Origin of the sequence: Sphingobium sp. YR768 (genome assembly GCF_900111125.1) — a bacterium.
In the GTDB taxonomy this organism is placed as follows: Bacteria; Pseudomonadota; Alphaproteobacteria; order Sphingomonadales; family Sphingomonadaceae; genus Sphingobium.
Genome location: NZ_FOGE01000009.1, coordinates 72215 through 99125 on the forward strand (window position 1 = coordinate 72215; position 26911 = coordinate 99125).

17 protein-coding genes are annotated in these 26911 nt (G+C 64.7%); 4 read left to right on the plus strand and 13 right to left on the minus strand.

The window, feature by feature from the left end; all coding sequences use genetic code 11:
- Positions 1-30 precede the first annotated feature (30 nt).
- The 4 genes from BMX92_RS12300 to BMX92_RS12315 all read right to left on the minus strand — a co-directional run bounded on the left by BMX92_RS12300 (position 31) and on the right by BMX92_RS12315 (position 5038).
- Positions 31-1470: an MFS transporter gene (locus BMX92_RS12300; protein WP_218145781.1), complete on the minus strand. Its 1440-nt coding sequence runs from the start codon at positions 1468-1470 to the stop codon at positions 31-33.
- Positions 1467-3149, minus strand: coding sequence for a GMC oxidoreductase (locus tag BMX92_RS12305; RefSeq protein WP_093016836.1), 1683 nt, complete (start codon positions 3147-3149; stop codon positions 1467-1469). Before BMX92_RS12305 ends, BMX92_RS12300 begins: the two co-directional genes overlap by 4 nt.
- Positions 3146-3790 (minus strand): gluconate 2-dehydrogenase subunit 3 family protein, encoded by a 645-nt coding sequence (locus BMX92_RS12310; protein WP_256213409.1) that lies wholly within the window; start codon positions 3788-3790, stop codon positions 3146-3148. The genes BMX92_RS12305 and BMX92_RS12310 overlap by 4 nt, the downstream gene beginning before the upstream one ends.
- A 174-nt stretch (positions 3791-3964) precedes the next feature.
- Complete coding sequence (locus BMX92_RS12315) at positions 3965-5038, minus strand: aromatic ring-hydroxylating dioxygenase subunit alpha (RefSeq protein ID WP_093016840.1); 1074 nt, start codon at positions 5036-5038, stop codon at positions 3965-3967.
- Positions 5039-5329: 291 nt separating this feature from the next.
- Between BMX92_RS12315 and BMX92_RS12320 the strand changes: the two genes are divergently transcribed.
- Together BMX92_RS12320 and BMX92_RS12325 are read left to right on the plus strand one after the other, a co-directional pair.
- Positions 5330-7552, plus strand: a complete 2223-nt coding sequence (locus BMX92_RS12320; RefSeq protein WP_177185022.1) for a TonB-dependent receptor — start codon at positions 5330-5332, stop codon at positions 7550-7552.
- 89 nt (positions 7553-7641) lie between these two features.
- Positions 7642-8619: an MBL fold metallo-hydrolase gene (locus BMX92_RS12325; protein ID WP_093016844.1), complete on the plus strand. Its 978-nt coding sequence runs from the start codon at positions 7642-7644 to the stop codon at positions 8617-8619.
- 84 nt (positions 8620-8703) lie between these two features.
- Here BMX92_RS12325 and BMX92_RS12330 read toward each other — a convergent pair whose 3' ends face one another.
- Genes BMX92_RS12330 through BMX92_RS12340 form a run of 3 tightly spaced genes read right to left on the minus strand, consistent with a single transcriptional unit; the run spans position 8704 to position 11378 of the window.
- A complete protein-coding gene (locus BMX92_RS12330) occupies positions 8704-9543 on the minus strand; it encodes a bifunctional 5,10-methylenetetrahydrofolate dehydrogenase/5,10-methenyltetrahydrofolate cyclohydrolase (protein WP_093016846.1) in 840 nt (279 codons plus the stop codon).
- Between the two features lie 2 nt (positions 9544-9545).
- Entirely contained in the window at positions 9546-10397 is an 852-nt protein-coding gene (gene purU / locus BMX92_RS12335) for a formyltetrahydrofolate deformylase (protein ID WP_093016848.1), read from the minus strand.
- Positions 10398-10424: 27 nt separating this feature from the next.
- Positions 10425-11378 carry a methylenetetrahydrofolate reductase gene (locus tag BMX92_RS12340; protein WP_143066784.1) on the minus strand — a complete coding sequence of 318 codons (954 nt, stop codon included), beginning with the start codon at positions 11376-11378 and terminating at the stop codon, positions 10425-10427.
- A 156-nt stretch (positions 11379-11534) separates the two neighbouring features.
- Here BMX92_RS12340 and BMX92_RS12345 point away from each other — a divergent pair, with 156 nt between their 5' ends.
- The gene (locus BMX92_RS12345; RefSeq protein ID WP_093017006.1) at positions 11535-12863 is read left to right on the plus strand and encodes an aminomethyltransferase family protein; all 1329 of its coding nucleotides are present in this window, start codon (positions 11535-11537) and stop codon (positions 12861-12863) included.
- A 122-nt stretch (positions 12864-12985) separates the two neighbouring features.
- On the opposite strand, the gene BMX92_RS12350 is transcribed toward BMX92_RS12345, so the two are convergent.
- Together BMX92_RS12350 and BMX92_RS12355 are read right to left on the minus strand one after the other, a co-directional pair.
- Entirely contained in the window at positions 12986-13921 is a 936-nt protein-coding gene (locus BMX92_RS12350; RefSeq protein WP_093016852.1) for a LysR family transcriptional regulator, read from the minus strand.
- Between the two features lie 68 nt (positions 13922-13989).
- On the minus strand, positions 13990-15411 hold the full coding sequence (locus BMX92_RS12355) for an MFS transporter (RefSeq protein ID WP_177185023.1): 1422 nt from the start codon (positions 15409-15411) through the stop codon (positions 13990-13992).
- Between the two features lie 207 nt (positions 15412-15618).
- Between BMX92_RS12355 and BMX92_RS12360 the strand changes: the two genes are divergently transcribed.
- Entirely contained in the window at positions 15619-16812 is a 1194-nt protein-coding gene (locus BMX92_RS12360) for an MFS transporter (protein ID WP_177185024.1), read from the plus strand.
- Between the two features lie 6 nt (positions 16813-16818).
- Here BMX92_RS12360 and BMX92_RS12365 read toward each other — a convergent pair whose 3' ends face one another.
- The 4 genes from BMX92_RS12365 to BMX92_RS12380 all read right to left on the minus strand — a co-directional run bounded on the left by BMX92_RS12365 (position 16819) and on the right by BMX92_RS12380 (position 26866).
- Positions 16819-17577: a ThuA domain-containing protein gene (locus BMX92_RS12365; RefSeq protein ID WP_371262316.1), complete on the minus strand. Its 759-nt coding sequence runs from the start codon at positions 17575-17577 to the stop codon at positions 16819-16821.
- Between the two features lie 20 nt (positions 17578-17597).
- A complete protein-coding gene (locus BMX92_RS12370) occupies positions 17598-20663 on the minus strand; it encodes a glycosyl hydrolase family 28-related protein (RefSeq protein WP_093016860.1) in 3066 nt (1021 codons plus the stop codon).
- Between the two features lie 80 nt (positions 20664-20743).
- The gene (locus BMX92_RS12375; protein ID WP_093016862.1) at positions 20744-23707 is read right to left on the minus strand and encodes a TonB-dependent receptor plug domain-containing protein; all 2964 of its coding nucleotides are present in this window, start codon (positions 23705-23707) and stop codon (positions 20744-20746) included.
- A gap of 135 nt (positions 23708-23842) precedes the next feature.
- Positions 23843-26866 carry a glycosyl hydrolase family 28-related protein gene (locus BMX92_RS12380; RefSeq protein ID WP_093016864.1) on the minus strand — a complete coding sequence of 1008 codons (3024 nt, stop codon included), beginning with the start codon at positions 26864-26866 and terminating at the stop codon, positions 23843-23845.
- Between the last annotated feature and the right edge of the window lie 45 nt (positions 26867-26911).

A 26911-nucleotide genomic window follows, 5' to 3' on the forward strand; every position in this document is an offset into this window, starting at 1 on the left:
GTTCTTTTTTGACGTCGATCAAGGCGCCTGTCAAGCGTCGAACAACCGGGCCGGCAACATCCGCGCCAACAGGGCGACGATCAGCAGCAACGCCACCATCGCCCCTGCCGTCGCGGTAAAGGCTTGGCGGCTAATCTCCGCCTCCTGCGCGCCCTTGGCAAGCCACAGGAACAGCGCGCCGATGCCGGCCGCGCCGATCGCGCTGCCCAGTTGCTGCACAGCTTTCAGTACCCCGCCAGCCGCGCCAGCATGCGCCCGATCGATTCGCGCCAGCGCGATCGGGGTCAGCGGGCCGGCGAGCATGCCCATGCCAAGGCCCGCCATCAGCAGGGCCAGCGCCAGCGGAGTGGCAGGGCCGCCAGCGGCGAAGACCGGCACCAGCGCGACGATCCCCGCGATCATGCAGGCTGCGCCCAGCACCAGCACATTGCGCCCCAGCTTCGGCACCAGCCCGCGTCCGATGAAGCCGACGCCCAGCCCGGCGCCGATCGCGAAGGGAATATGCGCGACGCCTGCGGTGAGCGGGTCCATGCCAAGGCCGATCTGCAACACCAGCATCATGGTCAGCAGCAGGCCGGAGGTTGCGGTGGCAAAGATGAGCGAGGCGATCACGCCCAGCCCGAAGCTGCGCTGCCGGAACAGCGCGGGATCGAGCAGCGCCGATCCATCGCGGGCGGTGCGCGCTTTCAGATAGCGCAGCGTCGTCCAGACCAGCGGCAGCGTCGCCACCAGCAGCGCCACGCACCAGAGCGGCCAGCCCAGATCGCGCCCGATCGCCAGCGGGAAGATCAGCGCAAACAGGGTCGCGATCACCAGTGCGTTGCCGGTCCAGTCCATCCGCAGCGGATGGGCGGATCGACCGACAGGCAGGAATTTCAACGCCGCGATCACCCCGGCCACGCCCAATGGCGCGTTGATGAAGAAGATCGGCCGCCAGCCAAGACCTGCAATATTCGCGTCTATCAGCGCGCCGCCGACAATCGGGCCGAGGATCGCGGACACGCCGCCCAGCAAGCCGAACATGCCCAGCACGCCCACCCGTTCCGACGGACCATAGAGCAGCTGGATCAGCGCCAGCACCTGCGGCGCCATCAGCGCGGCCGTCGCCCCCTGCGCGATTCGGGCCAGCACCAGATGCAGCGCATCATCGGCCAGACCGCAGGCGACGGAACTGAGCGAAAAGCCGATAATCCCGGTCAGGAACAGTCGGCGATAGCCGTAGAGATCGCCCAGCCGCCCGCCGCTGATCAGCAACATGCCGAACGCCAGCGCATAGCCGGCCACGATCCACTGCACCGCCAGCGCGCTGGCATGCAGATCGCTGCGGATCGCCGGGACCGCGACATTGACGATCGTGCCATCCAGCACATCGACGACAAAAGCGATGATCAGCGTGCCCAGCGCTGCGCGGCGCTGAGCCGGACTAAGAGATGCGGCCGATTGCGCCGCATCCGCCGTCAGCGCCGTCAAAGCCGGCCTTCCTTCAGCATCGTCACCGCCGCGTCGCAGGCCCGCGCGGTCAGCGCCATATAGGTGAGCGAAGGGTTCTGGCAGGCGGACGAGGCCATGGCCGCGCCATCCGTGACGAACAGGTTGGGCACGTCATGCGCGCGGTTCCATTTGTCCAGCACCGACGTCACGGGATCATGGCCCATGCGCGCGCCGCCCATTTCGTGAATGGAGGAGCCACCCGCGCCCGGCTGGTCGAAGCCGAACAGGTACGTACCCCCTGCCGCCTCCAGCATCGCCTTGGCCTCGACCTTCGCGTCGGCCAGCGCGGCGCGTTCATTGGCGCCATGGTCGAAGGCGATGTGCAGCGCCGCCATGCCATGGGCGTCGGTCTTGACCGGATCGAGCGTCAGTCGGTTGGATGCGCGCGGCAGGCTTTCGGCATAGGTGACGAGCACCATCTTCCAAGGCCCGACTTTATGGAGATTGTCCTTCATCTCCGCACCGATGCCGGGCATCCGCTTGCCCTGCGTCCAGGTCGATTGCAGCGCGCCCCCCTGATAGCTGTAACCGCGCGTGAAGCCATGCCCATCCGCCTTGTCGAGGTTGCGGAAGCGCGGGATGACGATGCCGGTCGGCCGGTTGCCATAGGTGGTCCGATCCTCGAACCCGTGCATCAGCGCCATGCCCGACAGGGTGGAGGCATGGTCCATGATATGCGTGCCCAGCACGCCACTGCTGTTGGCGAGGCCGTTGGGGAAGAGTTCCGACCGCGAGCGCAGCAGGATATGCACGCTGTTGAAAGCGCTGGCGTTGAGGAAGATCATCCGCGCCGTGGCGCGCATGGTCTTGCCGGTCGCGGTGTTCAGGATCAGCACGCCGGTCGCCTTCTTCGTGACCGGATCGATCTCCACCTGGTCCACGATGCTGTCCGTCACCAGCGTCAGATTGCCGGTCGCCTGCGCGGCGGGCAGCGTGGAACTTTGCGTCGAGAAATAGGCGCCATAGCTGCATCCACGCGCGCAGATGGAACGGTACTGGCATTTCGCCCGCCCCTCCTTCTCCTGCGTCAGATTGGCGGTGCGGCCCACGGTCAGGCAGCGGTCGGGCCACTGCTGGCCGATGACGCCGCGCACATGCTGCTCGACCACATTCAGCGCCATGGGCGGCTGGAAATGACCGTCCGGCAGGGACGCCAGCCCTTCGGCCGAACCCGATACGCCAACGAAATCCTCGACCTTGTCATACCAGGGGGCCAGGTCGGCATAGCGGATCGGCCAGTCGCTGCCATGGCCATCGGCCTTGTTCGCGCCGAAATCATAGTCGGACCAGCGATAGCATTGCCGCCCCCAGGTCAGCGATCGTCCACCCAGCTGATAGCCGCGCCACCAGTTGAACGCCTGCCCCTCGCCCACCGTATAGGGATTGATGTCGTCGCGGACGAAATGATGCTGCGTATATTCGTTGAAATGGCGATTGCCCGACTGGACCGGGTAGGATTTCAGATATTCCTCCGCGTCGCCCATGCCGCGAAAGGGCATCTCCCACGGCGCCTTCATCTCGGTCGGATAGTCTCCATGCGGTTCATTGGGGCCGCGCTCGACCAGCAGCACCTTCAGGCCCGCCTGCGTCAGTTCCTTGGCCGCCCAGCCCCCGGTGATGCCGGAGCCGACGACGATCGCATCGAAGGTCGCGCTCATCCGAAGTCCACCGCGGTCCAGTCGCTGGAAAAGGCGCGGGTTTGCAGCGTGATCGGAATGTCCGGCTCCCATCGGCCCGGCACCAGTTCATAGCGCAGTTCCTGCGAACCGCCGATTTCGGACGTATAATAGCCGGTCAGGATGAGATCCTTGATCTTGTGCCAGGGATGGGCGTCATTGCCGGGCTTGAACGCCTCTGCATCGAGCGCCGAAAGAAGGTCATGCTGGGCCTTTGCGGCGAGGCTGACGAAATCCCCCTTGGCCATGGCGTTCAATTGACGCCCGACGGCATCGAGCCAGGCGAGGCCCACCGGCACGGCCGATCCGACTGGCCGGGCCAGCACATAGGGGCCAGTGGGCTGCGCGGCCGTACCGGCCTGCCCATGGCTAAGCGCGAGCAACAGCCAGTCCGGCACCTTCACCGCCAACGCGCCGGGCGTGTCGGTCGCGGGCACCACCAGATCGCTGAGCCGTTCGGCAAGGGCGCGCTGCCCGACATCGGCAATGTCGCTTTCGCCCTCGGCATGGCGGCGCCATAGCTGAAGCGGCGTGCCCACGCCCAGCGCCAGCAACAGGCCGGCGCCCAGCAGTTGCCGCCGATCCATCGATCCGATCGTCCCGGTAGAGGCCATCGCCGCCATCCACTCCTTCCCTGCCCGCATGACTCGCGCGGTTATAAGAATTAAAATTGTTGTTCTGTTATTAGGATGGAGAAAGGGGCTGGTCAAGCGACTGCGGCGCGCATCCCTATGGGATACGCGCCGCAGTCTGTCAGAAATTCGGAGCGCCCGGAAGAGCGACCGTCGACGCCCCGTTCAGGCGGGGACCGGCACATCCTCGCTTGCCTGTTCGGCAGCGATCATCCGGTCGATCATGCGCAGCGCCATGACCGGCGCGCGATCGATGGCGATGGCGGTCTTCTGGCGCAGGCCGGTCCGTTCCTGTTCGACCTGAATGGCGCTGGCCATGACATTATCTTCCTGAAAGGTCTTTTCCAGACTGGCGCGCAGCCCTGCGTCGAAGCCGCTGTCGGCCTGACGGTAATTGCGCAGGTGCAGCCAGAAGAAATGGGTGGTCCGTTCGGTCTCCGGTGTCAGGAATTTATAGCTGAAGGTGCGGATGCCGCCATGCATCAGATTGGCGTCGGTCCGGTCCATGCCCGCCGGGATTACCGCGATATCGACGAAGCTGGTGGCGGGCAGTTCGAAATGGAAGGCGACCTGCCGGTCGACGCGACCATCGCCAAAGTCGCGGCTTTTCTGGTCGAGCGGGGTCGGCGGGACATTTTCGATCCAGCGATAGGCTTTGAGGCCATAGTCGCTCTGCGCCACCTGCACCGGGATATCCTTGGCCGCCTTGTTCCCGATCGTCTCCTTGTGGAGGAAGGTGGTGTGCGCCGGGTCCATGAGATTTTCGATCTCGATCCGGTAATTGGCGCGATGATGCTGATAGCCCTGGTCCAGCACCGCCCAGCCCGGCTCGCCATGGCCCAGCACCTGCGGCAGCTTCGCCTCGTCGGCCGCGCCCTCTCCGGTCCAGAGCCACACCAGCCCGTAGCGCTCCGCCACCGGATAGGCGCGCGCCCGCGCCGTCGGCGGAATGATGGCCTGCCCCGGAATGCCGATACAGTCGCCCCTGCCGTTGAACACCATGCCATGATAGCCGCAGCGCAGCCCGCCATCGGCGCATTCGCCCAGCGACAGCGGCGCCAGCCGATGCGGGCAGCGATCCTCCAGCGCGCCGATCACGCCATCGGGCTGGCGGAACAGCACCACGGTTTCGCCCAATATCTGCCGGGCGACGGGCGCGTCCCCGATCTCCGTCGCCCATGCAGCCGCATACCAATGGTTGCGGGCGAAGCCCTGGGTGAAATCCGCCTTGATCGACATGCCTCTAATCCTCTGCTGTCCTTTCCCGCCATAGTAAGCGCCGCCGCCGCGCCAGAAAGGCGACAATCGGCACGTTTATGGTGCGGAAACGGCAATGGTGGCTGGCAGTCGGGATCAGAAACAGCGCAGACGCGATCGGAAATCCGCCACCATTGGTGCATCCGGCGCGACACATATTTGCGATTAGCGCTATCGCCGGGACCAATCCCCTGTCCTACCACTGTTGCTGACGAAACGATGCGCCGCAGGGCGCCAACGCCGATCGTCCGGCGAACCCAAGGAGGGGAAGTCATGCTTTCAACCAAGACGAGATTGCGCGCGCTGCTGATGGCCGGCACCGGCGCGGCCTGTGCGCTGGCCATGCCGGCGCTGGCGCAGGAGAATGCCGCCCCGGCCGGTGGCATCGCCGACATCATCGTGACCGCCCAGAAGCGCGCCGAAAACCAACAGAATGTGCCGATCGCCGTGACCGCCGTGTCGGCCGCCACGCTGGAGAGGGTCGGCATTGCCGATACATCGGACCTGAAAAATGTCGCGCCGAGCCTGAATTTCAGCACGGCGGTCGGCGGCTTTGGCCTGCCGCGCATCCGCGGCGTCGGATCGACCGGCACAGGCCCCGGCGTCGAGAATCCGGTCGCCACCTATATTGACGGCGTCTATGTCAGCTCGCCGATCGGGGCGCTCACCAATCTGAACGATATCGAGCAGGTGGCGGTGCTGAAAGGGCCGCAGGGCACGCTGTTCGGTCGCAACGCCACGGGCGGCCTGATCCAGATCACGACCAAGAAGCCGAGCGAGACGCCGACCGCCAATGTCCGTTTCGGCTATGGCAATTATGATATGGTGACGGCGTCGGCCTATCTCAGCGGCGGGCTGACCGACGGGCTGTCGGCCAGCATCGCCGCCAAATATGAGAATAGAGACAAGGGTTTCGGCGTCAACGTCTATACCGGCAACGACATCATGACCCAGCGCAGCTTCAGCACGCGCGGGAAATTGCTGTGGGAGGGGGACGCCACCACGGTCCAGATGTCGGGCGACTATTCGACGGTCGAGGGCGTCAATCCCGCCTTCCGCCCGATCAGCAAGAATGTGCGCGGCCTTTATGCCGGTGGCGGGCGACGCGACATCGATTCCGATTTCGATCCTTGGATGGATTCGAAACAATATGGCGGCAGTCTGGACATCACCCATGACTTTGGCGGCTTTTCCGCCAAGAGCCTGAGCGCCTATCGCAAGATGCGCCTCTATGTGAAGTTCGACCCCGATGGCACGACCGAAAGCGACTGGGTCGGCGTGCCGGGCGCCAACAGCCCGCCGCTGGGCTTCGCTCATGGCTTCCAGATCGAAAATACCCAGATCGACGAACAGTTCACCCAGGAACTGCAATTGCTGTCCGACGATGACGGGACGCTGAGCTGGGTGCTGGGCGGCTTCTATATGTGGAGCAAGGGCCGCTTCAATCCGGGGCGCAGCCGCACTGCCTTCCTCAACCAGTTCGGCCGCTATACCGATGTGACCGCGACGCAGACGCTCAACAGCCTCGCCGCCTTCGCGCAGGGCACCTATCATCTGGGCGAGGCGACCAACCTGACCGCCGGCATCCGCTACACCCACGACAAGCGCGAGGCGGAGGGCATCCGCATCACCTATGCCGCCGATGGCACGCCGCTGGCCGTGCAGACTGCGCCGCAGGGCGTGGTGGAAAGCTATGAAGATACTTTCCCCAAAATGACCTGGCGGCTGTCGCTCGATCACCGTTTTTCGCCGCAGGTCATGGCCTATGCCAGCTATAATCGCGGTTTCCGCAGCGCGGCCTATGTCGTCGGCAATTTCGGCCTGGCCACGTCGATCACCAACAAGGTGCTGAAGCCCGAAGTGGTCGACGCCTATGAAGTGGGCCTGAAGACCGACCTGCTGGACCGCCGCCTGCGCTTCAACGTCGCCGGCTATTATTATGACCAGAAGAATGTGCAGGTGATGCAGATTCAGAATGGCATCCAGACGGTCTATAATGCCGACGGGGCAAAGATTTACGGCGTGGACGCGGACTTCATCCTCCAGCCCTTCGCGCATTTCAGCATCACCGGCGGCGTCAACTGGACCCATGCGCGCTACAAGAATTTCACCAATGCGCAGGTGACGACACCCAATCCGGCAGGCGGCAACATTCTGACCACCGGCGACGCCAGCGGCAAACGCTTGCAGAATGTGCCGGACTGGACGCTGTCGCTGGGCGCCTCCTACGAGATCGGGCCGGTGACGATCACGGGCAATTATTATCATAATGACGGCTGGGCCGCCGACCCCGACAATCGCGTGCGGCAATCGGCCTATGATCTGGTCGACGCATCGATCAACTGGCAGGTCGGCGGGGGCGCCAGCCTCTCCGTCTGGGGCAAGAACCTGACCAATGCCTTCTATTTCCAGCAACTCGGCGCCAGCAATTTCGCCGACAACGGTGTCCAGGCGTCGCCGCGAACCTATGGCGTGACCCTCGGTTTCGATTTCTGAACCGAGCCGGGTTTCTGGGAATAAGGGGGAGCGCGCCATTTGCCTGGCCGGGCGGATGGCGCGTTTTCCTGTCGATCAAGGAGAGCTATATGAGACTGGATCGCCGCATGATGATGGGCCTGATCGGCGCAGGCGCGCTGATGCCGACGCGGCTGATGGCGCAGGCGGCGAAGGGCGCGACCGTCACCCTGCTCGGCACGGCGGGCGGGCCGCCCGCCCATGCCGGCCGGTCGCAACCCGCCAGCCTGTTGCAGGTGGGCGGCAAGACCTATCTGATCGACGCGGGCGAGAATGTGGGCCAGCAACTGGCGCGCGCGGGCGTGCTCGCGTCGAAGGTGGATGCCACGCTGCTGACGCATCTCCACTGGGATCATACGCTGGGCCTCGACTATCTGATGGCGACCGGATGGATGCGCGGGCGACGCCAGCCCATGCCGGTCTGGGGACCGCCGGGCACGCGCATGCTGGTCGAGCGCACGGTCGCAGCGATCGGGGTCGGAGAGGATATTTTCCGCGCGCAGGCGCAGGAGCGGCCGCCGATCGCCAGCCTCTACCCCGCGCGGGAGGTGGATGTGAGCGCGCCGCAACTGCTGTTCGATGACGGCACGGTGAAGCTGAGCGCCGTCGCCAACACGCATTTCGCGGAGATCCGCAGCGCGCCGCATGCCTATGGCGTGGACAAGGCCTATAGCTATCGGTTCGACACGGCGGCAGGGGCTGTGGTGTTCACCGGCGATACCGGGCCGTCCGAGGCGCTGGCGGGTTTCGCCAAGGGCGCGACGCTGATGGTGTCGGAGATTGTCGACCTGCCCAGCATGAAGGCGGCGCTGATTGCGGCGGGCAGCAAGGGGCAGGAGCTGGACTTGCTGATGCAGCATATGGCGCATCAGCATCTGACCGCCGACGCGCTGGGACGGATGGCGGCGCAGACCGGGGTGAAGAAGCTGGCGCTCAGCCATTATGTGATCGGGCGGGATTTCGATCCGGCGGGCTTCGTCGCGCCGCTGCGGAAATATTTTGGCGGCGAGATTATCGTCGGGCAGGATTTGATGGCGATCAGAATATAGTTTCCGTTCGCTTCGAGCGAAGTCGAGAAGCGGATAGGACTGCGCTTCTCGTTTCTCGACTTCGCTCGAAACGAACGGAGATTTTCAAGTCGCCCGCGCCGCCTGTACCGTGTTGCGCAGCAGGCAGGCGATGGTCATCGGCCCTACCCCGCCGGGCACCGGGGTCAGCGCGGCGGCATGGGCCATTTCGTCCGCCGCCGCATCGCCGACGATCCGGCCGTCTGCATCGCGGTTGATGCCGACATCGATCAGCACTGCGCCCGGCTTCACCCAGTCGCCCCGCACCAGCCGGGGGCTGCCCGCCGCGACGACGACGATGTCGGCGCTGCGCACGATATCGGGCAGGCCGCGCGTGTGGATATGGGTGACGGTGACGGTACATTCCCGCTCCAGCAGCAACAGCGCCACCGGCTTGCCGACGATGTTGGACTTGCCGATCACGACGGCCTTGAGGCCGCGAAAATCATCGATCACCCGCTCCAGCAGCAGCATGCAGCCAAGCGGCGTGCAAGGGATTAGACCACCCGTGCCGGTGGACAGCCGCCCGACATTGACCGGATGAAAGCCGTCCACATCCTTTTCCGGCGCGATCGCGCCCAGCACCTTGTCGCTGGCGATCTGCGGCGGCAGGGGGAGTTGCACCAATATGCCGTGCGTGGCGGGATCGGCGTTCAGCCGGTCGATCAGCGCGAGCAGGTCGGCCTCGCTGGTTGCGGCGTCCAGCCGATGTTCGACCGAGCGGATGCCGACCCGCGCCGCCGCCTGCTGCTTGCGGCGGACATAGATGGTGCTGGCCGGATCATTGCCCACTAAAATGACAGCGAGTGAGACAGCTATGCCGTCTTGCGCCAGCGTGGCCACGCCCGCGCGCGTTTCCGCCTCCAGTTCGCGGGCGATCTCGTCGCCCCGCACGATGCGCGCCATGCTCAGTTCCCGAACACGACCGTCTTGGCGCCGTTGGGCAGCACCCGATGGGCGATGTGCCAGCCGACCGCCCGGCCCAGCACCCGGCTTTCGATCTCGCGCCCCTTGGCGACCAGCACGTCGGGCGAATCCTCATGGCTGACCGGTTCGACCGCCTGATGGATGATCGGCCCTTCGTCGAGGTCGGCGGTGACATAATGGGCGGTCGCGCCGATCATCTTCACGCCCCGGGCATGCGCCTGATGATAGGGTTTGGCGCCCTTGAAGCTGGGCAGAAAGCTGTGATGGATATTGATGCAGCGGCCCGACAGGAAGGCGGCCAGATCATCGCTCAATATCTGCATATAGCGGGCCAGGATCACCAGTTCCGCGCCGGTCTGATCGACCAGCGCCTTGATCTGCGCCTCCTGCTGCGGCTTTATATCCTTCGTGATCGGCAGGTGATGAAAGGGGATGTCCCCGATCTGGCTGACCGTCAGCGCATCCGCCGGATGGTTGCCGGCGATGGCGACGATGTCCATCGGCAGCTCGCCGATCCGCTGCTTGTAGAGCAGATAGCCCAGACAATGATCGAATTTCGACACCAGAATGAGGACGCGCATCCTTTGGTCGGCCGGCACCAGTTTCCAGTCCATGCCATGGTCGCCCGCCAGCAGAGCGATTGCATCGCGCAAACTGTCCACATCCTTGTCGCTTTCGAACATGATGCGCAGGAAGAAGCGGCCCGTCTCGCGATCGTCGAACTGGCGGGATTCGAGGATATTGCCGCCCTGCGCGAAAATCGCGCCGCTCACATGATGGACGATGCCCGGCCGGTCGGGGCAGCTGAGGACGAGCGTATAGGTCTGGGGCATGTGTCTCTCCTGATATTATGATGGGGGTCAGGCGGCGCGGCAGCCGCGCGGCGCGGCGCCCGCCTGCACCAGCCAGTCGGCGGTCTGGGCGAAGCCGCCGAAGGGGAAGATGTGCAGATGCACCTGCCCCGTCCGTGTCGGTTCCAGCCCCGCCTGCAAATCCGCGACGAAGCGATCCGGCCCGGCATTGCCGAACAGGCGGCCGAGCGACAGGCCATATTTGGCGACCGCGCCCGCCGACGCCGTGACGCCACAGCGCGTGGCATAGCGCAGCAGGGTGCGCACGCCGGTCGGCCCCGGAATGCCGATACGCACTGGCTGGCCGATGCCGCGCGCCCGCACCTGCCGCAGCCAGTCCAGCACCCGCTGCGCGTCGAAGGAAAATTGGGTGACGATCTGGCTGTCCAGCCCGCGCGCGGTCAGGGCGGCGACCTTGTCCTGCATCGCCTGCCAGATCACATCTTCCGCCACATCGGGATGACCGTCGGGATGGCCGGCGATGCCGACGCTTGTGACGCCATGTCGTTCGATCAGGCCGGTGGCGATGACCGACAGGCTGTCCGCGAACGGCCCGATCGGTCGGGCTAGGTCGCCTGCGATCAGGAAGATCGTGTCGACCTGCGCCTTCTCCCGCAGCGCGCCAAGGAGCGTGTCGAGCGCCGCCTCGCTTGGCAGGCGCCGGGCCGAGATATGTGGCACCGGCACAAGGCCGGCGGCGCGGATCATGGCGCAGGCGTCGATCCGGGCGGCGTCGCTCTCTTCGGGCAGATAGGGAACATAGACCTGCGCCGGGCAAGGCAGATCGTCGGCGATGACGATGGTGGCGGCGTCCTTCGCCGTGGCTTCGATACTATAGTTGCTAAGAATGTCGCTGAACATCGGCGTGACCTGTCGCTGTGTCGGGATGGTCGCGACATGCCATCGGCGTCGGCGCGGCAGTAGCGCGCGAACCCGCAACAATCTGGTGCGGAAGAGGCGCATCCCTCGATTTTGCCGGCATTTTGCGCCGTCCGCGCGCTGTTGCGGAAGACGCGACAGTGTGGCGCGGATCGGGGCGTATCTGGGGACAGTCGAGCCTTGCTAAGCCCCATGACGGGCCGCGAGAACGCGGCAGGAGGATCGAGGAAAGGAATGAACATGACGCCCAAAAGCCTGCAACAGGCGATCGATGACGCCGGATCGCCGCTGGGCGTGGTCTGGAAACCCAATGCCAAGAGCTGGGAAGTGCCGGTGATCCAGCCCGAATATATCGGCTGGCGCGCCGAACAGGCCGCCTGGCGCGACAATGTGGCGCTGAGCGACCTGTCGCATCATATGTGGGACTTGTGGATCGAAGGGCCGGACGCGCTGCGCCTGCTGAAGGATTATAGCGCCAATAATTACGAGAATTTCGTCGTCGGCCAGGCCAAGCAGTTCGTGCCGGTCACGGCGAAGGGCGACATCGTCACCGACGGCATATTGATGCGCGACGCGGAGGAGCGGTTCAACCTGTCGGGCGTGCCCGCTTCGCAAAGCTGGATCCGCTATCATGGCGAGAAGGGCAGCTATGATGTGGAGATGCGGGTCGACCCGGATTCCGGCCTGCGCAAGGCGGGCGAACCGATCCTGTTCCGCTATCAGATTCAGGGGCCGAACGCCCTGCCGCTGGCCGAAGCCCTGTTCGGCGGACCGCTGCCCAAGACGAAATTCTTCCATTCGACCCCGGTGTCGCTGGGCGGCCGCAATTTCCGCGCCTTCCGCCATGGCATGGCGGGGATGCCGGGTTATGAATTTATCGGCGACTGGGCCGACGCCGCCTATGTGAAGGAGGCGATCCTGAAGGCGGGCGAGGAATTCGGCCTGGTCCATGTCGGCGGCAAGGCCTATTACACCAACGGCATCGAAAGCGGCTGGATCCCCACCCCCACGCCCGGCATCTTCAGCGATCCCGACCTGCGCGGCTATCGCGAATGGCTGAGCCTCTTTTCCTATGAGGGGCAGAAGCCGCTGCACGGCAGCTTCTATTCGGACAATATCGAGGATTATTATGTCTCCCCGTTCGAGCTGGGCTATGGCAAGTCGATCGCCTTCAACCATGATTATCTGGGTCGCGAGGCGCTGGAGCGGGCGAAGGATGATTATCGCCGCCGCCGCGTGACGCTGATCTTCGACAAGGACGATATGGACCGGGTGTTCGGCCAGCCGGACTATCTCAACAGCTATGGCCGTTATCGGATCGAGGCGGGCGGCAAAATGGTGGGCATGTCGTTCCAGACCGGGCTGATCGGGCCGCTGAACACGATATTGTCGCTGGCGCTGGTCGATCAGGACCATGCGGCGCCCGGCACGCAGGTCGAATTCGTCTGGGGCGAGCATCCCGGCCCCGGCCATGATCCGGCGGGCGATTTCGGCTTCCAGCGCCTGCGCGCCACGGTCGCGCCGTCGCCCTATAATGATCATGCGCGGACGGATTATCGGAAAGATTGAGGGCTGCGTGCTCCTGCGAAGGCAGGAGCCCAGTTCCGCCGTTTCAACTGGGCTCCTGCTTTCGTAGGAGCACGTTGTGAAGAAGCAAATAGCGCCCGGTTCATCACGAGCCGGGCGTTTTGCTATGTGCGGGGCGTATCGTCCTGGATCGAAGCGAGGCTGCGCGAGGCGCCGCCGCGCGCCTTGAACCAGTCGGCGAGGAAGGAGATGAGCGCGCGGGTCTTGCGCGGCGCATCTCCACCCGGCGGAAAGGCGACGTAGAGCGGACGGCTGGCCAGCGGATAATCGGGCAGGACATGGACCAGAGCGCCCTGCGCCAGCGTCCCCTGAATGATCCCCTGTGGCAGCATGGCGATGCCGAGGCCACCCGCCGCTGCCTCCCGCAAGGCAAAGACGCTGTTGGAGGAGAAGCGCGGCGGCTGGGGCAGCGGCACGCGCTCGCCGTTTGCGAAGGTCCAGGACGTCTCGGTTGTCTTGGCGAGGCATTGATGCACGGCGAGATCGGCGATCTGCGCGGGTGCGCCATGCTGGGCGATATAGGCGGGAGAGGTCGCAAGGATATGATCGATCTGGCCGATTTTCTTCACCATGATCGAACTGTCGCGCAGCACATTGGGCTGGATGCAGACGTCGAAGCCCATCGCCAGAAATTCATGCGGGTTGCTCGACGGTTCGGCGAAATGGATCTTCACGCCAACCTTGGGATTGAGCGCGCAAAATTCCGCCGTGGCGACCGATATGCCGAAGCTGCCGATCCAGATCGGGCAGAGGATCGAAATCTCCCCCTCCACCTCATTCTTGATCGCGGTGATTTCCTCCTCGCCATGGCGGATGTCGCCCAGCACGCGGCTGCACAGCTCATGATAGCGCAAACCCGCTTCGGTCGGCGTGACCGAGCGGGTGGTCCGGTTGAGCAGGCGGATGCCGAGATAGGCCTCAAGGTCCGCGACATGGCGCGACACCAGGGTCCGGCTGATCCCCAGATCATCAGCGGCCGTGGTGAAATTGGCATATTTGACGACCTTCTGAAAGGTCATCATCGTCGCCAGGCGGTCCATCGCCCCTCCTATTCTCTCTTATATGGTGCGCCCTTTTATTCCCGGCGCACAGGGAACTGGCAAGAGGTTCAGGCGCGGGCGCGATGGCCGCTGATCTCGTCGCCGACATCGCGCGCCAGACTGCGGTAGGAGAGCGCGGCGAGTGCGCTCATCGCCCCGGCCAGCACCAGCGCGACGCGGAAGTCGGCAAGGCCGATCGCATCCGCGCCCCGCGCCATCTGGCTGAGCGTCAGCAGCAGCGCGCCCACCGCCACGCCCGCGCCCATGCCGATCTGCTGGGTGAGCGAGGACAGGACGGAGGCGGGCTGGCGCTGTTGCGGGGCGATGTCGGCGAAATTGACCATGGTGATGGCGGTCAGTTGCAGCGAGCGGCCCGCGCCGGCCAGAGCAAGGATCAGTCCGTTGAGCAGCAGATGCTGTTCCGGCACGATGAAGGCGCAGAGCGCGATGGTGATGCCCGCGCCGATGCTGCTCCAGATGAGCGTCGCGCGGATGCCGAAGCGGGTGATGACCGGATTGGTCAGCATCTTCATGCCCAGATTGGCGAGCATATAGATCATCAGCATGCCCCCGGCCTCCAGAGGGCTGAGACCGAAGGCGAGCTGGAACATCAGGGGCAGCAGGAAGGGCGTGGCGCTGATCGTCGCGCGGGAGAGGACACCGCCGGTCACGCTGCTGATAAAGAAGCTGTGAACCTTGAGCGCTTCCAGCCGGACGAGCGGCGCCTGCGTGCGGCGCATATGGCGCAGCGCCGCCATGCCGACGGCCAGCGCGAACAGCATCAGGCCAAGGCCGATCGCCAGCGCCGATGTTTCACGCAGCCCCAGCAGGTCGAAGCCATAGGTCAGCGCCAGCAGCGCCACCGCCGTCAGGATGAAGCCGGTGCCGTCGAAGCGCGTCGGTTCCTTCTTCTCATTGGGGACAAAGGCCAGCACCAGCGCCATGCCGATCAGGCCGACCGGGATGTTGACGTAGAAAATCCAGTGCCAGGAGGCCGCATCGGTGATCCAGCCGCCCAGCGGCGGGCCGAGGACCGGGGCGACCAGACCGGGCCAGATGAGCGCGGACAGCGCCTTCATCAGATCCTTCTTCTCCGACGTGCGCAGCACCACCAGCCGGCCGACCGGCGACATCATCGCTGCCGCCGCGCCCTGCATGGCGCGGCCGACGATGAAGGTGGTGAAATCGGGCGCCAGGCCGCAGACCAGCGACGACAGGGTGAACAGGCCGATCGCGCCGCAGAAGAGGGTGCGGGTGCCGACGCGGTCCGCCAGCCAGCCCGACGCGGTGACGCAGGCCGCCGCCGCCATCAGATAAGCGGTGATGCCCATGCTCATCCGCGCGGCATCGACGCCGAAATCGCGCGCCATCTGCGGCAGGGCCGTGACGATGATTGTCGCGTCCAATGTCTCCATGAAGAAGGCGATCGCGACGATCAGCGATACCAGCATCGATCGCCCGCCCACCATAGACGCCAGTCTCTCACTCACCCTTTGTCTCCAATTTCCGGGATAATGCCGCAGCGCGTCTGTCGCCCCCGGCCCTGTTTCATGCCTAAGGGTGTCAAATGCCGGCAGGGTCCGCAACCCGCGCATTGGTGCGGTTTTGGCAACATAGAAGTGTCGCCCTTCCGGTTGCCGCCATCAGGTAGTTGGCCGACAAGGAAAGCCAGAAAAGAGAAGTTGGAGGAGCCCTGCATGTCGCAAGCCGAGCGCGCACCCTGGTCGCGCATCATCCTGATCTATCTGATCGGCGTCTTCGGCATGATGGTGGTCAGCGCCGCCCTGCCCGCATTGGGCGGGATCGCGGCGGAGTTCCGGCCGCCCTCCCCCTCCACCATCGGCTGGGTCATGTCGGCGCCCGCGCTGGCGGCGGCGCTGGCTTCGCTGGCGATCGGCGCGCTGGTCGACCGGTTCGGCGACCGGCGGATGATGCTGATCGGCGGGGCGCTGGTGCTGCTGGGCGATATCGGCGTGGTGACGGTGCATGACATGACGCTACTGCTCGCCTGGCGGATCGCGGCGGGGCTGGGCTATGTCTGCATCGTCGTGGCGGCGGTGACGATGATCATGCGTATGACCAGCGGAAGGGCACGCACGGCCGCGCTGGCGCTGTGGTCCACGGTCATTCCGGCGAGTTTCGTGATCGCGTCGCTCTATGGCGCGGCCTTCGGTCATGGCGGGGGATGGCGGACGATATTCCTGCTGCATGCCGGTGGCGTGGCGCTGTTGATGGCGCTGGCGATCGCCTGCCTGACGGGTGGCGTGGCGGCGGAAACGGGCCGGTCACGCCTGAACGGGATTGGGCAGGTGCTGCGCAGCCCATGGCCCTATGTGCTGGGCGCGTCCTTCGCCGCTGCCGCCTTCCTCCAGACCGGTTTCGTCTCCTCCCTGCCGCGCCTGCTGGCTGGCAGCATCGGGGCGAGCGAAGCGCAGGTGCATAGTTTCAACGCGCTGGCCATGGTCTGCAACATGGTGGGCGCTTTCTCCTTCGGCTTGTTGTTCAATCGGGGCCTGAAGCCCTGGCAGATGGGGGTAGCGAGCGTGGCGATGTGCGGCCTCGCCGGACTGGGGCTGGTGCTGGCGCCGACCAGCCTGATGCTGGCGATCGTGATGAATTGCGCGCTGATGTTTGGGCTGGGCATATTGGTGGGCATGTGGGCGCTGCTGCCCGCCGTTACGCCCTCCCCCGCCTGCACCGGCGCGGCGAGTGGCCTGATCACGCAGATTACGCTGCTGGGCGTGCTGTTCGGTCCGCCGGTCGCCTTTCAGGCGCTGCATGCCGGGCCGACGACGATGCTGCTGTTTCTGGCGGCGGCGCTGCTGGTCTGCATGATCGGCTGGCCGGTGTGGCGGCGACCGCTGACCGCCGCCGTGGCAGCGGCGCACTGACTCCGGTCAGCGCACCTGGCCCCGGCCGGTCGCGCTCCACCAGATGCCGCCCATTAAGTGGGCGAGATAGGTGGGGTCGCGATACATTTCGACATCGTGGCCCAGCGTGGTGACGAAGACGCGGCCCTTTTCATAGGAATGATACCAGGCGACCGGATGGTCCGGCCCCATCGGCTTTGCCACCTGACCCGGCCAGATTTTGGTCGGATCATAGCTGCTTTCATCCACGGTCAGCACCGGGTGGATCGCGACATGCCAAGGATTGGCGAGGACATAATATTCGTCGCTCCAGATCCAGCGATCGGGCAGGCCGAAGGTGGCGGGAAAGCCCTTGTCGGCGATCGTCACCGCGGCGGTTTGCAGCATGGGATGGTTGATGAAGCTGCGGCCGACGAGTTTCTCATACCAGACCCAGTCATTGGCCGGGGTGATGGCGGCGCGATGCACGATGATCGCATTGCCGCCGGCGCGCATATAGGCCTCGAACTTCGCGCGCTGGGCGGCGTTCAGTTGCTCGCCCGGCGTGTTGAGGAACATCACCGCCGCATATTGGCTGAGATCGCCGTCGAACACATCGGTCCGATTGGCCCAGGTAAAGGTGAAAGCGTGGAGCTTCGCCAGCCGTTCCAGACTATCGCGGGCGACCGGAATATATTCATAATGATATTTATTGGGGATGGAGAGGACGAGCAGCTTATATTGGGGATCGGCCAGCGCGGCCGAGGGGAGTAGCATCCCCAGCAGCGCCAGCAAGGCCCAGATCATCCGCCGCATCGCCACCCCTTTCAGTCGATATGCGCCGCATATAGGCCATGGTGCGACAGCATGAACAGCGTCTTGCCGTCTGGCCCACCGAACAGCAATTGCAGCGGCCGTTCGGGCACGTCGATCCGGCCGATTTCCTTGCCATCAGGCGCATAGACGAACACCTGCCCATTGGCGACATAGACGCGGCCCTGCGCGTCGGCGACCACGCCCTCCCCGCCGCGATCGGCGAAGAGTTTGAGATCGCTCAGCGTGCCGTTGGCGCTGACCAACGCGCTGTAGGTGCGGTTTTCCGATGCGTTGGTGACATGAATGCGCTCGCCCGGCTTGCCCTGCACGAAGCCATAGCTGTCGAGAGAGTGGGAGAAGCGCAGGCCGCGATGGTCGGCCGGTCCCTGCGCGAAGACGCGCCAGGCCGGGAGCGCGATGCTGCCATCGGGCGAGACATAGGATTGCGCATTGGGCTGTGCCGTGTCGTGGGCGAACATCTCTGACAGGGTGGTGAACTGGTAAGTTTTGGGATCGATCTGGTCCTTGAACTCGCCATTCACCCACCAGTTGACCGGGAAGACCGTGGCCGCATTGCCCTGTGCCGTCGAGGTCTGCGCCGCCGGGGTGGCGGGGATGACGCTGATCTGCGTTTCCGGCGCATCGGGCGTGACGCTGTAGACCGTGCCGTTGCGGCCATAGGAGGAGAGGACGAGCAAATTGCCGGACTTGTCGATGCTGAGGTTCACCGGATCGAGCGCGGCGTCGCGGACCATTTCCAGACGGCCCGTGTCGGACCAGCGCCAGATGCGCGAGAAGAAACGGTCGATGAAATAGAGCCGCCCCCGCGCATCGACCGCGCCGCCGCCAATGCCGTAAAAGCCATCGGCCAGCTTGGCGACCGTGGCGTTGCCGAAGGTCGAGGGGGCGACGGGTTCGGGCTTGGCCGGCACGTCGAGCACGGCAAATTCACGCTCGCGCACCTCAAGGCCGTGAGTCACGTCCGTAATGGCGTTTTCGAACGGATATTTGGTGAGCCGCAGGAAGGTGGCGCAGCCATTTTCGTCGCAGGTGCCGACGCCGCTTTCCGCATTCACATGGACATTGCGGAAGCGGATATCGTGGGAATTGTAGAGCGACACGGCGGTCGGCGCGGGCTTGCGCGTGCGGGTGACGCGATAGCCGTGGAAATTGGCGACCAGGATATTTCGGGAATCGCGGATTTCGAGCGCGACGGCGTCGCCGCTCTCGCCCGCTTCCCCTTCGGTCTGGGGGGCCAGCAATTCCCAGTTGGCGACGCGGTTGAGGCCGATTTCGGTGCGGACATGATGTTCGACCGACGCCTGAATCAGGCGACCGGGGGTTTCCGTATCGGAAATCAATATGCCGGGATGGCCGAAGCTGCTGGGGCTCCAGATATTGGCGAAGGTGCCGCCGCCGCCCTGCGTCACCCACAGGCTGGCATATTGACCGGCCCAGCGGCGCGCGGCGTCGGGATCGGCCGTGGCATTGTTGTTGTAGGGATTGCGGCGACTGCCATCGAAAGCGTCGGTGCCATGGCCGCCCTGAAATTTGACGTCGTTGACCATGGAATTGGCCCCGGCCTTCCACAGCAAGGCGGTCGCGCGTGGATTGGCGCCGTTGGTGTCGAGCGCGATGCCCGCGACGATCGCGTCGCCGCCCTGTGCGCTTTCGACCAGCGCCCTGGGCGCGCCGACGCCCTGAAAGGCGGGCGTGCCGTCGGGCAGGACGATCTGGGTCAGGCTGGGGTGCAAGCCGATCAGCGCCGTGTCGGCGCGCAGCCGCAGCGTGTCGCTGACCTTGTAGAAGCCGGCGGGCAGATAGACGACACGATGGCTGTCGATCGCCTTTTGCAGGACGGCAGTATCGTCCGTGCTGTTGTCGCCCTTCGCGCCCAGCGTGCGGACATTGACCCAGTCGGACACGGGCGGAAGCGAACGGATGGCGGGCGCGGCGGGTGCGGGCAGGCTGGCGATGCTCTCCGCCTGCATATCCGTCTTATACGCACCGATGCGGCCGAGGCCCGGCAGGGTCAGGCCGTGGGTGAAGGACGTGACCTTGTAGGTCGCGCCCTTCCCCGCGACCGTCCGGCCGCTCTCGCGGAAACGGGCGAAGGTGGGGGTGTTGGCGGCCAGCACATTCTGGAAGCCGACCTGCGTATAGACATTCTTCTCGTTGGAGATGATGACGCCCGCCTTCGACACATTTTCGAAGCGGACATCCTGTCCCCAGAGCCAGTCGCCATAGCCGCGGTCGATCTCGATCCCGACCGGCACATTGCGGAAGGCGACGTTGAGCAGCGTCAGCCCCGCCTCATGTTCGCGGATAGCGGCGTCGCGCTGGCCTTCAAAGGTCGCGTCAACCAGGGCGAAGGGCCATGCCGGCGAGGTTTTTTCCGCCAGGATGCCATAGCGGCCGCCCTTGAAATGCAGATCCTCCGCTTCGTTGGCGACATGGTAGAGGCCGGCGAGGCCCGATCCGATGTCGAAATCGACATGGCTGACGAAACTATGCTGGGCGGAATGGAAGCGGATCGCGGTGGCGGCCGGATTGCCGTCCTTGATGCGGAAATCGATATTGCCGAGCGCGGAATAGAAGGTGCCGGGATTGGCGTCCGCCACATTTTTGTCGAACGGCACGCTGCCGGCCGGGGGGAAGGCGGCGGGCGTGCCGTCCTTGTCGGTCTGACGCTTGCCACCGGCGAAGATCAGCATATGGGCGACGCCGCGCTGGAAGCCGGGCGTCTTGACGCCCAGTTCGATCACCGGGCGCTTTTCGCCGACGCCGAAGATGCGCACGCCCGGCCAGAGGAAGAGGGTGCGGCTGATGCGGTAGGTACCGGCAGGAAGAAAGACGATGCCGCCGCCGCCCCTTGCCGCCGCCGCGTCGATCGCCTGCTGGATCGCCGCGCTGTCATCGGCGCGGCCGTCGCCCACGCCCCGAACCGTCACGGCGCGCGCATCGTCGGGCATGGCGGTATAGACGGACGGCGAGGCAAGGGCTGGCTGCGCCGCCGCCAGATATAGCAGCACCGACGCGCAGGCTCCGCTCAATCCACCATGTATGCCGCGATACATCCATCAGGCTCCGTAAAAATGAAGACGTCCCGGCCGTGCAGGACCGGGACGAGTTTGGGGGGAGGTAATCTTATTTTCTATCAGAAATTGAAGCGGACACCGGCGCGATAGACACGGCCCAGCGTATCGTAGAGCGCCGGATTCACGTCCAGACCGGTGTTGGTCTGGGGCGATGCCGTCGGATCGCGATCGAACAGATTGTCGACCTTGCCATAGATGGACAGATTGTCGCCCAACTTGAAGGTGGCGCCGATGTCGACATAGAAGGCGCCCTTCATCTTGTTATAGTCGATCGTCGGATGGTTCGCGGTCGAAGTCGGGCAGGACGACTGGCAGACGACATATTGGTTGCCGAAAGTGCCGTCGCTGAACCAGCGTTCCTGCACCGTCAGGCTGAACCGGCCGCTGTCATAGGTCTGCACCGCCAGCCATTTCCAGTCCGGCGTGTTGCCGTTATTGGCGCCCGCCTGATCCACCGGATCGACGCCCGCGATGCCCGCATTGACGATGAACTTGCGGATATGGGTGCCCAGCGCCCGGACGGTGAAGCTGCCCGGCAGGCCGAGCGGCTGCTGCCACTGATAGCTGGCCTCGATATCGAAGCCGCTGGTCCGCCAGGAGGCAAGGTTGAACGGCTGGACATTGACATAGTTGAGGCTGGGATCGGCATTGTCGAGGCTGAAGCCGCCGCAAAAGGCCTGATTGCCCTCAAAGCAGAATTGCACGATCTGCTGCGCCGACAGGCTGGAGACGACGCCCTTCAGCTTGATATCATAATAGTCGAAGGACAGGCTGAGGCCCGGCAGCCAGGAGGGGCGCGCCAGCACGATGCCCAATTCGGTGTTGCGGGCGATTTCCGGCTTCAGATTCTGGTTGCCGATCGTGTTCTGGAAAATCTGCACCGCCTTGCCCTGGAAGGGATCGTTGAAGCTGGGCACAGTCGTGACGGTCGGGGCGGCGAACAGTTCGGACAGATTGGGTGCGCGGACGTCGCGCGAGGTGACGGCGCGCAGGCGGATGCCGTCGAGCGGCGTGTCCCATGTGCCGCCGACCTTCCAGGCCCAGACCGTGCCCGACGTGCTGTAATGGGTGCCGCGACCCGCCGCGTTCAGGTTCGCGCGGCCCATCGCCTCGCTGTCGAACAGCGGCATGTCGATTTCCACGAAGCCTTCATAGACTTCATATTTGCCGCGGCCATTTTTGTAATTGCCCGCCGCCCAGTTGCTGCCCAGCGAGGAGTTGAGCAAAGGATCGGCCGGATAATCAGGGCTGTTGGGGCTGAGATCGGATACGCCCGCGCCATAGGGATCGGCATTCACGCGATAGAATTCGCGGCGATATTCCGCACCGAAGGCGACCGAGAGCGGCCCGGCCCACAATTCCAGCGGATTGCCCGAGAAGTTGAGGCTGGCGACATCCTGCGTCAGCTTGGTGTGCTGGAACGGGCCATTTTCGTGCGGCGCGACATAAGCGAGCGCGGCGGCCGAAGGGGTGAAACCACCGAAGACGTTGATCGGCACGCAGCCATTGGCGCGGGCGACCGGATCGGCACAGACGATCGCGCCGTTCAGCTCAATCGCATTGGATGCCGCCGCATAGCGGCTTTGCAGCACGATATCCTTCACCCTTATGTCCGAGATGGTGATGCCATGTTCATAATAGGCATCATAATTCCAGTCGGTGCCGGCCGCGCCGAACTTGCCCTTTGCCCCGGCGACGAAGCGATATTGCTTACGGTCGGTATAGACCTGCGGATCGGGGAAGGCGCCGTTGGAGGAACCGAAGCTGAAGGACGTGATGCCGGCCTCTGCGCACTGGTCCTTCACCAATTGCGGCAGATAGGCATTGGCGCACTGCACCGTCAGGCTGGACCGGGTATAGCCGGGATTGGGCTGGTTGTTGGTCTTCACCTGCGCGACGTTGACGGTGACATAGGCTTCATTGTCGTCGGCGAAATCATAGCCGATCCGGCCATAGCCGTTGATGCGCTCCAGCGAGGATTTGAGCGACGCGCCCGATCCCGGCGCGCCCGTCAGGTCGCCGCCTTCGCAGAAGCTGTTGCCGCGATAGCAGTTGGTGACGGCGCCGGTGCCGGTGGGCGTGCCGTTCGACCCATAGTTGAACTGATAGGGATTGCCCTGCGGGTCGAAGGCGATGCCCTGCAACGGGCCGTTGTTGATCAGGCCGTAGCGGGCATATTGATAGGGCTGCGCATAATCGCGATACACATATTGCGGCAGGCCATTGTTGGTCTGGCCCGTGTTCATCAGCGTGGTGGCGCGATACCAGTTGCGACTGCCGGCCAGGTCCGTGCCGAAGTCACCGGCGCCCACGCCGCCTTCATGATCATATTCGCCGCTGACCACCACATGCAGGCGATCGTCCATGAAGGACTTGCCATAGGCGGCCTGCACCAGCGCGGTTTCGTCATCGCCATATTTGGTGATGCTGCCCAGGATATTGCCCTTGAACCCTTCGAAATGGGTGTCGGTGATGAAGTTGACCACGCCGCCGACCGCGTCCGACCCATAGGAGGCCGAGGCGCCACCGGTGACGACGTCGACGCGCTTCACCAGCAGTTGCGGGAACATGGAGATGTCGGGAACGCCGGTGACGTTGGCGCCGACGACGCGCTGGCCATCGAGCAGAGTCAGGGTGCGGATCGCGCCGAGGCCACGCAGCGAGAAGGAACTGAGGCCCTGCTGGCCGCTCGACGTGGAGAAGGTGCCGGTGGCGGCGCCGGTCGAGCCTTGCAGCGAAGGCAGCTGGGCGATGGTGTTGAAGATGTTGGGCTGGGCGTTGTTGGCGATCTGCTCCTCACCGATGACGGTGGTGGGCGTGGGCGCATTGAAGCCGCTGGTGGTGATGCGCGATCCGGTGACGACGATGTCGGCGGCGCGGGGCGCTTCGGCCTGTGCGGCGTCTTCCTGCGGGGCGACGGCTTGCGGGGCTGGCGCGGTCTGGGCCTGCGCGGTGCCCGCCAGCGCTATGGCGGCCAGGCTGACGCTGGCCAGATGCCGGTGGAGTGCGATCGTCACTTTCATTCATCCATCCCCTTTTATCTCCGACAGCCCTCCCGCCGCCGGGCGCCCATGACGGGCTATTGTGTGAGTATTACCCCCTGCCCTTCTTCGCCGCACTTACGACATAGGTCGTAGATGCGACGGAAGGCCGGATTTTCAGGGCTTTGCGGCGTAAAGCGCGTGGTGCGTCAGGATGAACAGCGTGCGCTTGTCCGGGCCGCCGAACAGGATCTGGAGCGGGCGTTCGGGCACGTCGATGCGGCCCGTTTCCTTGCCGTCGGGACCGTAGACGAAGATTTGCCCGTTCGCGACGAACACCCTGCCCTGCCCGTCCACGGCGACGCTTTCGCCGCCGCGATTGGCGAAGGGCTTGAGCGCGGTCAGCGTGCCGCTTGGCCCCACCGTGCCGCTATAGGTGATATTTTCCGACCCGTTGGTGACGAACAGGCGATCGCCGATCTTGCCGGAGACGAAGCCGTTGGCGTTGAGCCCATCGGACCAGCGCCAGCCGGTGTGATCGATCGGACCCTGCTGCCAGACGCGGAAGGCGGGCAGGGACAAGCTGCCGTCGGGCGAGACATATTCCTTTGCCTTGGGCGTACCGGCATCGCGGACGAACATGTCTGCGAGGGTGGTGAATTCGTAGGTCTTCGGGTCAAGCTGATCCCTAAACTCCCCATTATTCCACCAGTTGACCGGCAGCAGCGTCTTGCCCGCGCCACCGCTGCGCATCGGGGTCGGCTGGATGAGCGTCATCGCGTCCTTGGGACCGGCGGGGTCGAAAGAATAGGCGCCGCCCTTCGCGCCGAGCGAGGACAGGACCAGGACATGGCCCGAGGCGTCGATGGCGAGATTGACCGGATCGAGCGCATGATCGCGGACGATTTCCAGCCCCTTGCCCTCGCTCCAGCGGTGGATGCGCTGGAAGCGGCGGTCGATGAAATAGAGTTGCCCTTGCGCATCCACCGCCGCGCCGGAGATGGACCAGAAGCCATCTTCCAACTTCTCGACCTTGGTGCCCGAGGGCGCCGCTGCCGGGACCGCGCTACCGGCCGGACCGATGTCGAGCCCGGCGAACTCGCGTTCGCGCACCAGCAGCTTGCGGCTGACATCCTCGATCGCATTGTCGAACGGATATTTGCTGGCGCGCAGGAAGGTGCCGCAGCCTTCATCGTCGCAGGTGGCAAAGCCGCTTTCGCCATTCACATGGACATTGCGGAAGCGGATATTGCCCGAATTGGTGATCTTCACCGCGCTCTTTTCCGGCGCATAGGTGCGAGTGACGCGATAGCCATGATAGTTGGCGAAGAGCAGGTTGCTGGAGTTGCGGATATCGAGCGAGATGGCGTCCGGACCATCGTCCACTTCCTGCTCGGTCTGGGGGGCAAGGAATTCCCAGTTGCGCACATTATCGAGCACGATCTCGTTGCGGGCATGATGTTCGACCGACATTTCATAGACATGGCCGGGCGTGTCGGTGTCGGTGACATAGAAGCCCGCCTGCGCAAAGCTGTTGGGGCTCCACACGTCGGCGAAGGTGCCGCCGCCCCCGTCCGTCACCCAGATGCTGGGATATTGGGCGTCGAGCCGGCTGTCGGTGATCGGATCGCCGGTGTTGACGCGCAGCGTGCCCAGCATCTTGCCATCGGCGGTGGGCGTGCCGCCGCCGCCCATGATCTTGACGTCCTCGACCAGGCTCCGCTCGCCCGAACGCCATAGCAGGGCGGAGGCGCGCGGGTTCACCCGGCCGGTGAACAGGCCGAGGCCCGACAGGATATTGTCGCCACCCTTGCGGCTTTCGAGGATCGGAAGGACGGCGCCGAGGCCCGCATGTTTGGGGTTGTTGTCCGGGATGAACAATTGGGTGATGGCCGGGTGCAGGCCGATCAGGATACTGTCCGGGCGCAGGGTCAGCCGGTCCGTCACCTTGTAGAAGCCGGTCGGGAAATAGAGGATGCGGTTGGCGTCGATCGCCTTTTGCAGGGCGGCGGTGTCGTCCGCCTTGCCGTCGCCGACCGCGCCCAGCGTGCGGACATTGATCCATTGGTCCATGGGCGGCAGGTCGCGGATCGCGGGCGCGCGTGGCGCCGGTAGGCTGGAGAGCGACTGGATGTCGGCGGTGGTGGCGTATTCGCCGGTGTGACCGAGCGCCGGGACGGCAAGGCCGTAGGAGAAGTTCGCGACCTTATAGGCCTTGCCCTTGCCGTCGATCGTCTTGCCGCTGTCGCGGAAGCGGGCGAAGACCGGGCTGTTCACGGCCAGCGCGTTGTCGAAGCCGATCTGGGTGAAGACATTCTTCTCGTTCGAGATGACGACCCCGGCCTTCGACACATTCTCGAACCGGACATCCTTGCCCCACAGGCTGTCGCTATAACCGCGGTCGATCTCGATCCCGACCGGCGTATTCTTGATCGCGACATTGACGAGGGTGAGATCGACTTCATGCTCGCGGATCGCGGCGTCGCGCTGGCCGTCGAAGCTGGAGTCGAGCAGGGTGAACTGCCAGGCGGGCGAAGTCTTTTCGGTGACGATGCCGTATCGGCCGCCCTGGAAATGGACATTCTCGATCACGTTTCCGGCCTGATAGACGCCGGCAAAGGCGGTGCCGAGGCGGAATTCCATATGGCTGAGAAAGGCATGCTGGGCCATGCGGAAGCGCACACCGGCGGCGGCCGGATTGCCCGCGCCAATCTCGATATCGACATTGCTCATCGCGGAATAGAAGGTGCCGGAATTGGCGTCCCGCACCACCTTGTCGCGGGGTATGACGGTCGGCACAGGGACCGGCACCTGACCGACATTATATTGATCGCCGCCCGCGAAGATCACCATGGTCGACACGCCCTGCTGGAAGCCGGGGGTGTTGACGCCGAGCAGCAGCACCGGCCGGGTCGGGCCGACGCCATAGACGCGTACGCCCGCCGGGACGATCAGCGAGCGGGTGATGCGATAGGTGCCCGATGGCAGGAAGACGATGCCATGGCCGGTCGCGTCGCGGGCCTGATCGAGCGCCTGCTGGATCGCGGCGCTGTCGTCAGCGCGGCCGTCACCCACGGCCTTCACCGTGACGGCATGGGGCTCGGCGGGTGCGACCGGGAAGACCGAGGTCGTCGCGGCAAAAGCCGGTGCCCCCAATGCGGTTGCCGCCAGCAAAACCGCGATCATGCTGCGTCCGATCATGTCCGCCTCCTATTTCTCTTTTTCTGGATACAGCATGGCTAGGGG